Annotated in this window: 10 protein-coding genes; 6 read left to right on the top strand and 4 right to left on the bottom strand. The window is 63.3% G+C overall.

Features of this window, described 5'->3' with window-relative positions:
* The first annotated feature begins 260 nt into the window (after positions 1 to 260).
* Positions 261 to 1901: a sodium/solute symporter gene (locus JS536_RS01115; protein WP_214355455.1), complete on the top strand. Its 1641-nt coding sequence runs from the start codon at positions 261 to 263 to the stop codon at positions 1899 to 1901.
* 36 nt (positions 1902 to 1937) lie between these two features.
* Complete coding sequence (locus JS536_RS01110) at positions 1938 to 3482, top strand: amidohydrolase (RefSeq protein WP_214355510.1); 1545 nt, start codon at positions 1938 to 1940, stop codon at positions 3480 to 3482.
* Between the two features lie 289 nt (positions 3483 to 3771).
* Here JS536_RS01110 and trpS read toward each other — a convergent pair whose 3' ends face one another.
* The gene (gene trpS / locus JS536_RS01105; protein WP_214355454.1) at positions 3772 to 4863 is read right to left on the bottom strand and encodes a tryptophan--tRNA ligase; all 1092 of its coding nucleotides are present in this window, start codon (positions 4861 to 4863) and stop codon (positions 3772 to 3774) included.
* 133 nt (positions 4864 to 4996) lie between these two features.
* On the opposite strand from trpS, the gene JS536_RS01100 reads away from it, so the two are divergent.
* The gene (locus JS536_RS01100) at positions 4997 to 5389 is read left to right on the top strand and encodes a DUF3073 domain-containing protein (protein WP_214304579.1); all 393 of its coding nucleotides are present in this window, start codon (positions 4997 to 4999) and stop codon (positions 5387 to 5389) included.
* Positions 5390 to 5494: 105 nt separating this feature from the next.
* On the opposite strand, the gene JS536_RS01095 is transcribed toward JS536_RS01100, so the two are convergent.
* Positions 5495 to 5965, bottom strand: a complete 471-nt coding sequence (locus tag JS536_RS01095) for a sterol carrier family protein (RefSeq protein WP_214355453.1) — start codon at positions 5963 to 5965, stop codon at positions 5495 to 5497.
* Positions 5966 to 6278: 313 nt separating this feature from the next.
* Between JS536_RS01095 and JS536_RS01090 the strand changes: the two genes are divergently transcribed.
* Positions 6279 to 8723 carry a glycogen/starch/alpha-glucan phosphorylase gene (locus tag JS536_RS01090; RefSeq protein WP_214355452.1) on the top strand — a complete coding sequence of 815 codons (2445 nt, stop codon included), beginning with the start codon at positions 6279 to 6281 and terminating at the stop codon, positions 8721 to 8723.
* Positions 8724 to 9154: 431 nt separating this feature from the next.
* Here JS536_RS01090 and JS536_RS01085 read toward each other — a convergent pair whose 3' ends face one another.
* On the bottom strand, positions 9155 to 9376 hold the full coding sequence (locus JS536_RS01085; RefSeq protein WP_170114947.1) for a hypothetical protein: 222 nt from the start codon (positions 9374 to 9376) through the stop codon (positions 9155 to 9157).
* Positions 9377 to 9500: 124 nt separating this feature from the next.
* Between JS536_RS01085 and JS536_RS01080 the strand changes: the two genes are divergently transcribed.
* On the top strand, positions 9501 to 10238 hold the full coding sequence (locus JS536_RS01080) for a rhomboid family intramembrane serine protease (protein WP_214355451.1): 738 nt from the start codon (positions 9501 to 9503) through the stop codon (positions 10236 to 10238).
* A 570-nt stretch (positions 10239 to 10808) separates the two neighbouring features.
* On the opposite strand, the gene crgA is transcribed toward JS536_RS01080, so the two are convergent.
* Entirely contained in the window at positions 10809 to 11246 is a 438-nt protein-coding gene (crgA, locus tag JS536_RS01075) for a cell division protein CrgA (protein ID WP_214355450.1), read from the bottom strand.
* Between the two features lie 81 nt (positions 11247 to 11327).
* Between crgA and JS536_RS01070 the strand changes: the two genes are divergently transcribed.
* On the top strand, positions 11328 to 12104 hold the full coding sequence (locus JS536_RS01070; RefSeq protein WP_214355449.1) for a DUF881 domain-containing protein: 777 nt from the start codon (positions 11328 to 11330) through the stop codon (positions 12102 to 12104).
* The last annotated feature ends 31 nt before the right edge of the window (positions 12105 to 12135 follow it).

The following is a 12135-nucleotide window of genomic DNA, read 5'->3' as shown; positions in this document are numbered from 1 at the left end:
GTTTCCGGCGCCACACCGCGCCACGCAGCCACACTCTGAGACATAATCGTTCCATTTGCGCCGCTTTGTCCTTGCGTTCCGGAAAGGTCGGCCACAAAGGAAGATTTCTGAAGGCTCTTCGATCGGGTCATGACGGCGGCTATCCCCATGACCTGTCCCCCTGACTACCTGCAGTCAGCCGACACTGCACTGACGGTTCCCGTATACAGGAATCCAAAGTGCGGCGGGCGGAGCCATCCCATTGACGTAAGGCGGTTAGCGTGGCGAACGATTTCTGGATTCTGCTGGCCATGGTCATCTACTTCGCGGCCATGCTGTCCATCGGATTCGTGTATTCCAAGCGGTCCAACTCCTCCTCCAAGGAGTACTTCGCAGGCGGCCGCGGCGTGGGACCGTGGCTCACCGCCCTGTCCGCCGAGGCCTCGGACATGTCCGGCTGGCTGCTCATGGGCCTGCCCGGCCTGGCCTACTTCACCGGTGCCGCCGACCCGATGTGGACCGCACTGGGCCTGGCCATCGGCACCTACCTCAACTGGAAGATCGTGGCCCGGCGCCTGCGCCGCTACTCGGTGGTGGCCGGCGACTCCATCACCATCCCGGACTTCTTCGCCAAGCGTTTCCATGACACCAAGGGCGTGATCTCCACCATCGCCGCCATCATCATCCTCGTGTTCTTCAGCGTGTACGTGGGCAGCTGCTTCGTGACCGTGGGCAAGCTGTTCGCCGCGCTTTTCGGCTTCGACTACCACCTCATGATGATCCTCGGCGCGCTGGTGGTGTTCGTCTACACCGTGGTGGGCGGCTACCTGTCCGTGGTCATGACCGACTTCATCCAAGGCCTGCTCATGTTCTTCGCGCTCGCCGTGGTGTTCATCGGCACCGTGGCCAATGCGGGCGGCATCGAGAACACCGTGGCGTTCCTCCAGTCCATCCCCGGATACCTGTCCGGCACGCAGGTGGCCTCCCCGCAGCTCGACCCCGAGACCGGCCGCCAGCTGGTCGAGGCCGGCCGTGCGGTGTTCGGCGAGCCGTCCGAGTACGGCATCATCACCATCGTCTCCATGCTGGCGTGGGGTCTGGGATACTTCGGCATGCCGCAGGTGCTCGTGCGCTTCCTCTCCATCCGCAGCGTGGAGGAGGTGCGCAAGTCCCGCATCATCGCCACCCTGTGGTGCGTGCTCTCGCTGGCCAGCGCCGTGTGCATCGGTCTGGTGGGCCGCGCCATGATGCCCACCGAGCTACTGACCGCCACGGACGCCGAAACCATCTTCATCGTGCTGGCCCAGACCCTGCTGCCGAGCTTCATGTGCGGTGTGGTGGTCTCCGGCATCTTCGCCGCCTCGATGAGCTCCAGCTCCTCGTACATGATCATCGGCGCCTCCGCCATGGGCGAGAACATCTTCCGCGGCCTGTTCCACCGGAAGGCCACCGACCGCCAGGTCATGATCGTGGCCCGCGTGACCCTCGTGGTGATGTTCATCTTCGGCTGCCTTGTGGCCTACGACCAGAACTCCTCCATCTTCCAGGTGGTCTCCTACGCATGGGCCGGCCTGGGCGCCTCGTTCGGCCCGCTCATGCTGTGCGCGCTCTACTGGCGCCGCGCCAACAAGGCCGGTGCGGTGGCCGGCATGCTCTCCGGTACGGCCACGGTGCTCATCTGGCACAACGTCATGAAGCCGCTGGGCGGCATCTTCGCCATCTACGAGCTGCTGTCGGCGTTCCTCATCTCGCTGCTGTTCATCGTGGTGGTCTCGCTCCTCACCGAGGCGCCGAACGAACGCATGCTCTACGAGTTCGACCACTACATGGACGATCCGCTGCCCGGCTCCCTGCCCTCCGGCTCCGTGCTGGTGGACGAGCCGATGGAGGCCATGGAGGCCGAGGTCCGCGGCGAGAAGTGAGCGCGGCGGGCCTTCCGTCGACTTGGCGGTGGCATGATGGCAGGTATGAATAGCTTGGTGCGCATTGCCAATGCCGGTGTCCCCGGCTCCGAAGCCCGTGTCGATATCGTTCTGAAGGACGGAAAGGTCGCGTCCGTCAGTCCGGCCGGTTCGGCTGATGGGAGGCCGTCTGTGCCGGTCGATGCATCGGCCGCCGAAACCACCATCGACGCCGACGGTCTCTGGGCCATTCCCGGCCTGTGGGATTGCCATACGCATTTCACGCAATGGTCCAAGACGCTGGGGCGATTGGACCTGATCAACGCCCGCTCGGCGTCCGAGGCGATGGACATGTTGTGTGCCCATCTCGATGAGCGCCGTGCCGCCGGCACGCTCGATCCCGACGCCTTCGTGGTGGGCATGCGATTCCGCCACTCCCTCTGGTCCGACGACGAACAGCCCACGCTCGCCGCCATCGATGCGGTGACCGGCGAGCAGCCGGTGGCGCTCTCCAGCGCGGACATGCACTGCGGCTGGGTGAATTCCGCGGCGGCACGGCGATTGGGCGTGCATGTGGACGAACGCACCGGGCTTGTGGGCGAACTCGAATGGTTCGACGCCTACACCCAGTTCGACAAGGCGCCCGGCGCCGCCGAGGAGACCGACCGACTGTTGCGCGAGGCCGAACAGGATGCCGCGGCAAAAGGCATCGTCGGCATCCGCGATTACGAGATGGCCGAGAACATCGACACCTGGATCGGCCGTTTCGCGGCCGGCATCAACAAGCTGCGGGTGGACGCCGGCGTATATCCCGAACGCATGCAGGACGCCATCGACGCCGGGTGGCATACCGGCAAGACCCTGCCCGGCAGCAACGGATTGGGCCGCGTCGGCGCCATGAAGCTTATTTCGGACGGCTCGCTCAACACGCGCTCCGCCTACTGCTCCACCCCGTATTCGGGCATCGAACCCGCCACCTACGGAACCCTGAGCTACACGCCGCAGCAGATCGAGCAGTACATGCGGCTCGCCACCGAGCACGGCTTCGACATCGCCTGCCACGCCATCGGCGACGAGGCGAACACCATCGTGCTGAATGCCGCGGAGGCCACCCATGCGCATGGCTCCATCGAGCACGCGCAGATGCTCAAGCCCGTGGATATCCCGCGATTCGCCCAGCTGGGGCTCACGGCCAGCATTCAGCCGCAGCACGCGATGGACGACCGTGACGTCATCACCCGCTTCTGGGCCAATCCGGCCGGCATCCCCTACCCGTTCCGCGCGCTCCACGACGCGGGGACGAAACTGCGCATGGGCTCGGACGCCCCTGTAGCCCCGCTCGATCCGTGGCTGGCCATCTCCGCCGCGGTCTTCGGCACGGAAAGTTCGGATCGCGAGCCGTTCCAGCCCGAGCAGTGCCTGCCGGTCGAGGTCGCGCTGGCCGCATCCACGGCAGTGGGCCGCGATCGCCTCGAAGCCGGCGATCCAGCGGACGTCGTGCTCCTGGACGCCGACCCGTACGCCCAGACCACGCCCGAGGCCATGCGCGCCATGCCCGCCCACGTCACGATGACGTTCGTGGCCGGCACCCGCGTCCACTGAGCCATACCAAAGGCCATACAAAAAGGCTGTGTTAAACCAAGATTGACATGAATCCATGTCTGACTACCCCTCAGTCGGCTTCGCCGACAGCTCGTCCTGCAATTAATGACGAACTCCGTTCGCAACTTATTGGTTCGACTGTCGTCTCGCACATTGCCTACAAACAGCTCCGCTGTTTGCTTCACGGCAATGTCCTGACAAGGGGAGCCGAGAATAAGGGACATGTCAATCTTGGTTTAACACAGCCTTACACGTACGGTCCGAACGACCGGGCGAAAACTCAGTACTCTCAGTACTTCATGCCCATGGCCTCGCGCACCTGGTCGAGGGTCTCCTCGGCGATGGCGTTGGCGCGCTTGTTGCCGTCTTCCAGCACGTCGCGGATGTAATCCATATCCTTGGCCAGCTCGGCGCGGCGCTCGCGGTGCGGGGCCAGGAAGTTGTTCACGGACTCGATCACGTACGCCTTCAGGGCGCCGGCGCCGGCATCGCCGATCTCCTCGGCGATCTCCTTCGGGTCGCGGCCGGTCACGAGGCCCGCGGTGGTCAGCAGCGCGGAGACCTGCGGGCGGGCGATCGGGTCGAACGTGATCTTGCGCTCGGAATCGGTCGGGCTCTTCTTGATGAGCTTGGCGGTCTCCTCGGCGGTGGCGCCCAGCATGATGGAGTTGCCGTAGGACTTGCTCATCTTGCGGCCGTCGAGGCCCGGAATCTCCGGGGCGTCGGACAGGATGGCGGCCGGCTCCGGGAACACCGGGTGCTTCTTGGCGTAACGCTCGTTGAAGCGGCGGGCGATGGTGCGTGTGATCTCGATGTGCGGCAGGTTGTCCTTGCCGATCGGCACCACGTTGGCCTTGCAGAAGAGGATGTCGCACGCCTGGTGCACCGGGTAGGTGAGCAGCAGGCCGGTCAGCGCGTGGCCGGAGGCCTCCATCTCGGACTTCACGGTCGGGTTGCGGTGCAGTTCGGCCTCGGTCACGAGGGAGAGGAACGGCAGCAGCAGCTGGTTCTCGGCCGGCACGGCGGAGTGCGCGTAGATCATGGTCTTCTTCGGGTCGATGCCGGCGGCCATGTAATCCAGCACGAGGTTCAGCACGTTCTCCTGGATGTGCTCGGTGGTGTCGCGGTCGGTGATCACCTGATAGTCCGCGATGATGATGTTGGAGTGCACGCCCTTGTTCTGCATGGCCACGCGCTCCTTGATGGAGCCGAAGTAGTGGCCCAGGTGCAGGCGGCCGGTCGGACGATCGCCGGTGAGCATCGTGAACTTGCCCGGCTCGGCTTCGAGCTTGGCGAGCGTCTCATCCGAACGCTTCTTCGCGGCGAGGAAGCTCGCGCTCATCTCATTGCCAGCCGCTGTCAATTGCTGCTCATCGGTCATGCGAAATCCTTTGAAATAGCCTCAAATAAACGCTTTTTATGGTAAAAGTGTGAGCCGACAACGAACAAGCCGCAAACAAGTGGTACTCTCATAAGTTGATGAATCGAACAGCACAGTAATCGCAGGGGGTCGCATGGGCCGCGGACGTCAGAAAGCCAAGCAGCAGAAAATAGCCCGTAAGCTCAAGTATCTGACTACCGATACCGATTATGACGAGCTGGCCAAGGAACTGAGCGAGCAGGAGCCGGGAGTGGGGTCTCCCGATCCGTTCGCCGACATCGAAGCCAAGTATGCTCACGATGTGGACGCCGATCATGAGACGTCCGCTGCGGATGCCGTTTCCGAACCGGCCGCTTCGGTCGCGGACGATGATCTTGATGAATACGCCAAGTGGGCCGCCGAGGCCGCCGCGAAGGCGACCAGCGGCGAGTTCCCGAAGACCACGGCCAAGCCGGCCGCGCCTCACAAGCCCATCCCGATGCCGAAGCCGCGCCCGATTCCGAGCGCCCTCAAGCCGAAGCAGTGATCGGGCTTGCCGATCGGCATTTGACGGCGGTCATAGAGCCGTCGTTCTTCATACTTTTCGGGCGTCCGCTTAATGCGGGCGCCTTTTTCGTTGCGTGCGACTCCGTCAGACCAGCGGCAGCAGGTCGCTCAGGTCGTCGCGTTCGCCGACAGCGCTGATATGCCCGGCGTCCTTCTCCTCCGCCCAATCCGTGATACCGCAGGCCAGCCTCAGCCAGACCTCCGGGTCCAGTTCGATGACGTCCGGCGGGGTGAGATTGTGCGGATCCGATTCCGGGCCGTCCAGAATCTTGACCGCGCCCCATGGCGCCACGCGCACCTCCACGCCCGGTCCGGGTGCGCGGCGCTCCAGCAGGAACAGTGAGTAGCGCACGGCCATGGCCCATACGTTGTGTGGCAGTTCGGGGCGGACGGCGAGGCGAGCGGCGCTGCTGCTGCCGGAGTCGCCGGAATCGGCGGAGTCGCTGATGTCGGCGACGGTGCCGCCGACGGCGTTCGCCGCCTCCCGTGCGGCCTCGGCCCAACGCTTGAACGCCTCGCGGCCGCGAGGCAGGTCCCTTTCCAAAATCACAGCCATGCCCCCATCTTCGCACGATGGCGCGCGCGGCGGCTCTTCGATGACGCCATCGTGGAGGATGTCTCGGATGCCGGAATGTCGCGCGCCCCGGCGAGAGGCATTCCGCAGGTTGCGGGGCGCGTACTGCAAACGATGACATCGATGACATACGCGGAGATGCGCAAACTACGTAGGCGTGCTATGCTCTCAATGAGAACGTATGCATAACGCTCTTTTCCAATGCTGTTACGGAGAGTTCATGCCTGCGTTTATGTGGCGATACCTATCTCGCGGCATAATGAAGTCGGGCAACTATCCCGGAAGGAAAGTCAGAATGACCGAAATCACCGCACCCAAGTCTCCTGTCACGGCGGCTCAGTTCGCCGACGAGATTCGCGAGCAACTCAAGTACACCCAGAACGTCACCCCTGAGCAGGCCACCGCCGCCGACGTGTACGTCGCCGCCGCCAAGGCCGTGCGCAACCACCTCGCGGACGCCTGGTTCACCACCCAGGCCGACACCGTCAACGGCAACACCAAGGCCGTGGGCTACCTCTCCGCCGAGTTCCTCATGGGCAAGCAGCTGGAGAACGCACTGCTCAACGCCGGCCTGACCGAGCAGTTCGACGAGGCCGTCGAGGCCCTCGGCTTCCAGCCGAAGGACATCGTCGACGCCGAGTACGAGCCGGGCCTGGGCAACGGCGGTCTCGGCCGTCTCGCCGCCTGCTTCATCGACTCCCTCGCCTCCCTGGGCGTGCCGGCCTTCGGCTACGGCATCCAGTACAAGTACGGCATCTTCAAGCAGACGTTCGACGAGAACGGCAAGCAGGTGGAGACCCCGGACTACTGGCTGAGCAACGAGGAGCCGTGGGGCCACATCGACTACAACCGCGACCAGAAGGTCTCCTTCGGCGGCGAGGTCGTCGAGGAGGACGGCAAGAAGGTGTGGAAGCCGGCCTGGTCCGTGCGCGCCGTGCCGGTCGACTACCTGGTGCCCGGCTACAAGTCCCAGCGCGTGAACACCCTGCGCCTGTGGACCGCCAAGAGCTACGACGAGTTCGATCTGCTCGCCTTCAACCGCTCCGAGTACATGGAGGCCGTCAAGCCGCAGGTCAAGGCCGAGAACATCTCCAAGATCCTCTACCCGGAGGATTCCACCAAGGTCGGCAAGGAGCTGCGTCTCGAGCAGCAGTACTTCTTCGTGTCCGCCTCTCTGCATGACGCCATCCGCGTCTTCTACCCGGGCCAGGACAAGCCGGACCTGACCACCTTCCCGGACAAGATCACCTTCCAGCTCAACGACACCCACCCGGTGATCGGCATCCCGGAGCTCATGCGCATCCTCATCGATGAGTACGGCTACGACTGGGATACCGCCTGGACCGTGACCCAGAAGACCTTCAACTACACCTGCCACACCCTGCTGCCGGAGGCCCTCGAGGTCTGGCCGGCCAGCCTGATCGGCGAGCTGCTGCCGCGTCACCTCGAGATCATCGAGAAGATCAACGAGCAGTTCGAGGACGAGCTCAAGGGCAAGGGCGTCGCCGACGAGACCATCGAGGACATGCGCATCTACACCGGCGACTCGGTCCGCATGGCCTACCTGTCCACCTACGGCGGCTCCCACGTCAACGGCGTGGCCGAGCTGCACTCCCAGCTGCTCAAGGACGTCACCCTGAAGAACTTCTCCGACGCCTACCCGGACAAGTTCACCAACGTGACCAACGGCGTGACCCCGCGTCGCTTCGTCAAGCTGGCCAACCCCGGCCTGTCCGACCTCATCACCGAGGGCCTGGGCACCGACAAGTGGCTCTCCGACCTCGAGCTGCTGCAGGGCCTGGTCCCGCTGGCCCAGGACGACGAGTTCGTCAAGAAGTTCGCCGCCGTCAAGGCCGCCAACAAGCACTCCTTCGTGGGCTTCGCCAAGGATCGCTACGGCATCGACATCGACGAGAACACCATGTTCAACACGATGGTCAAGCGTCTGCACGAGTACAAGCGCCAGAGCCTGAAGATCCTGGCCGTCATCTCCAAGTACGCCGCCATCAAGAACGGCACCGTCTCCGCCGACGAGATCCTGCCGCGCACCGTGTTCTTCGGCGCCAAGGCCGCCCCGGGCTACTACCTGGCCAAGATGACCATCCAGCTCATCAACAACGTCTCCAAGGTCGTCAACAACGATCCGGACGTCAAGGGCAAGCTGGCCGTCCACATGCTGCCGAACTACAACATCGAGATGGCCCAGAACCTGATCCCGGCCACCGAACTGGACGAGCAGATCTCCCAGGCCGGCAAGGAAGCCTCCGGCACCGGCAACATGAAGTTCGCCCTCAACGGCGCCCTGACCGTGGGCACCCTGGACGGCGCGAACGTCGAGATCCGCGAGAAGGTCGGCGCCGAGAACTTCTTCCTCTTCGGCATGACCGTCGATGAGGTCGAGAAGCTGTACGCCGACGGTTACGATCCGGCCAAGTACTACGAGGCCGATCCTCGCCTGAAGCAGGCCATCGATCTGGTCGCCAACGGCACCTTCTCCAACGGCGACCGCAACGCCTACGCCCCGCTCGTGGCCGATTGGCTGACCAAGGACTGGTTCATGACCCTGGCCGACTTCTCCGCCTACGCCGACATCCAGGCTGAGATCGAGAAGCTCTACCGCGACCCGCTCGAGTGGAACCGCAAGGCCCTGCTCAACGTGGCCAACTCCGGCTACTTCAGCTCCGACCGCTCGATGGAGGATTACTTGGAGCGCATTTGGCACACCGGCCCGCTCGCCTGACGGCTCGGAACCGGCGCGCCAAATGCGCGCTGGTTCCTGCCTCGCGACTGTCGTCGCTCGGCGTCGCCTACAAACAGTCCACCGGACTGTTTGCTTAACGGCGCCGCACTCTGGCACACCGGTCCGCTCGCCGACTGACGGAGTGTCCGCGGCGTTGCTCCTCGGTCGACGTACCTTCGTACGCCTTCCCTCGGTGCGCCTTGCGGACACACACGTCAGTCGACTCGCTCCGCTCGCCTGAGCATAACCTCGGCTCCCCCTTGTCAGGGGAGCTGGCGCCGAAGGCGACTGAGGGGTAGTCCTTGTCAGAACTCCCCTCAGCCTCGCTCCGCTCAGGGAGGGGAGCCGATGCCGATGGCATATTGATGTAAACAAGGAAGCCCCCGCAACCGATGTGGTTGCGGGGGCTTCCCCGTTATAACGGCTGGGAATCAGGCTTCGGCCGGGGCGGCTTCGGGCTCCTCCTCATCGCCCTTGTCCGCGGCCTTGTTCAGACCCAGGTCCACCGGCGAGGAGCTGTTCTCCCACGGCTCCTCCCACGGATCGTAATCCGGGTTCTGCTGCTTGTAGATGTACAGACCCACCACCGCTGCGAGCAGCGCGCCGAACAGCAGTGCGAAGAACTTCCAACCGTTAGAAGACTTGTTCTCCATGACGGCTCCTTTCCCTAGGGATCGTCTGGTCGGTATGCCCATTCAGACCGACTCTGCTCCCTATTCTAAGTCGGTGTTTGTGTCGATTGGGTGGAATGACATGCGCTCCGATACAGTGGAGCCCATGCGTATGCCTACCAAACAGCAGATTCGATACCAATGGGAACGCGGCGGCCCGGTGATCACCTGGGCGCTGATCATCGCCTGCGTGGCGGTGTGGCTGGTGGAGGTGCTCGCCGGATTCCTTTCGCCGGTGCTGCAGAACTGGCTGATCGTGCAGGGCATGGCGGCCCCGGCCACGATGGTGCGCGAGCCGTGGACCATCGTCACCTCGATGTTCCTGCATGCACCGAACTCGATTCTGCATATCCTGTTCAACATGATCGCCCTGTATTCCGTGGGCCCCGAACTCGAACGGCTCATGGGCCACTGGCGGTTCCTGGGCCTGTACATGATCTCCGGGCTCGGCGGCGCGCTGGGCCTCATGACATGGGGCGTGCTGGCCCCCGGTGGTCAGGGATGGCGGTACGCCGCATACGGTGCCTCGGGCGCGCTGTTCGGCCTGTTCGCCGCCCTGCTGGTGGTGTACCGGCGCATCGGCGCGGATATCCGCTCGATGCTGGTGTGGATGGCGGTCAACTTCGCCCTGCCGTTCGTGGTGGGCGGCGTGGCCTGGCAGGCCCATGTGGGCGGCTTCGTGGTCGGCGGGCTACTCACCTGGCTGCTGGTGGCCGGCGTGAAGCCGTGGCGCGGCAAGAGCCTGAAATGGCGCATGCAGGTGTACGGCTGGGGCGTCACCGTGCTGGTGATCGCGCTGATTCTCGCCCTCAACACCGCCAACCCGTACGCCGGGCTGCTGTAAGGTCCTGTCCCCTCCCCGATCCACACCCGAGTTATGCACATCGACGATGCAAGGGATACCGCGGGGTATGGAATCGAGTTGTGCACAGGTGTGGGGAAAAGTGTATAAGTCTGTGGATAACTTGGTGAATCGGTGGATATCAGGGCAGCCCGGTGTATAAGTCCTCTTCGCACAACTGTGGATAACTTGCGTATCATGCCGATTTTCTGGCTTTTCATGCACCGGCCAACCGGCGGAAAATCGGCGCAAATCAGGGTTATACACGGGATATGCACCATGAAACGCACCTTATCCACCACTTATCCACTAGTTATCCACACCCTTTTCCACATTCGGTGGATAACTGGCCCGAAAAACTACAATCGTGTAATTCATCCACATTGGGTGGATAACCGTGTGGATAACTCGTGGATAAGTGGTGGATAGCTGTGGGTAACTGGTGGACAGTGCGTGCACAGCCGATACCGGGCCCACCCGCACGGAACGGATACGCAAAAGGCCGGCTCCCGATCCGGAAGAATCGGAAAGCCGGCCTTGAACTACGTCAATCAGACGACGAAGGTAACGGACTCAGCGCCAACCCATCGTCATCAGGAAGCCCACCATGATCAACGCGAAGCCGATCGCCAGGTTCCAGGCGCCGATGTTCGGAATCGGCCAGGCGCCGGACGGGGACAGGTAGTACACCACGCACCAGATCAGACCGATGATCATGAACGCGCAGAACACCGGCACGAACCAACGCGGGTTGGACTTGGTGCCCTTGATGGTCTCCTCCACGCGCTTGGTGTTCTCCTCCTGGCGGCTCATCATGCGCTGCATCTGCGGGGTCATCGTGGACTTGTCGGCGGTGGCGTTCAGGACGGCCTGAACCTGATCCATATCAACACCGTAGTTCTCGTCCTCGGCGGCGGCAGCGTCGTCAGCGGCCTTGGCGGAAGTCTCGTCCTGCCAGTCCTTCTGGTAGTTCGAGTCGGTTTCGTGCAGCTCTTCGTTAGCCATCAGCATAGTCTCCATTCAATAGGCTAAAAGTCATAATAGTGGTTACACTCGAAACCAGCGAACACGCCGAGGAAAAGACGGGTATTTATGGTCAAACACGTGGGTAAGCATGGCGTGAAGCGCTCTCTTGCGGCCGGTATCGCGGCGTTCGTGGTCATTGCGCTCACCGGATTCCTGCTCAGCACCAACGTGCGCGTGAACCGTACCACCACCGTGAACAATGATACCGCCGACCTCATCGAACACAGCGTGGACGAGGTGGCGGGCCTGCAGAAGGAGGTCACGGATCTGACCTCGCAGATCGACAGCCTCACCGACATCCTCAGCGCCGACGGCTCGCAAAGCTCATCCCAGTCCGGTGGCAACGATTCCAGCCTGATGCTGCCCGAACTGGAGGGTGCGGGCGTGACCGTGACCCTCGACGATTCGCCGCTGTGGGAGAACGCGGTGAACAACAACGGCTCGACCTCGAACATCGACGACTACGTGATCCACCAGCAGGACGTGGAGTCCGTGGTCAACGCGCTGTGGGCCGGCGGCGCCCAGGCCATGATGATCATGGACCAGCGCGTGCTGTTCAATTCCGCCGTGATCTGCTCGGGCAACGTGCTCTCGCTGCACGGCAAGAAATACGCGCCGCCGTTCACCATCTCCGCCATCGGCGATGCCTCGGCCATGCGCAAGGCACTCAACGACTCCAAGGCCATCACCATTCTCAAGCAGTACGTCACCGCGTTCGGCATCGGGTACAAGGTGGAGAACAAGGACGACCTCCAGTTCCCGTCCACCGCGGCCCTGCTCCAGCAGCTCAAGTACGCCACGGTCGATTCGTCCAAGGTCAAGGACGAGGAGGCGGCGCAGTGAGCCGCGGCAGGCACACCGGTGGGGCCGGCAG

This window comes from Bifidobacterium sp. SO4 (assembly GCF_018555355.1).
GTDB lineage: Bacteria > Actinomycetota > Actinomycetes > Actinomycetales > Bifidobacteriaceae > Bifidobacterium > Bifidobacterium miconisargentati.
This window is presented reverse-complemented; position numbering and strand designations above follow the sequence as displayed.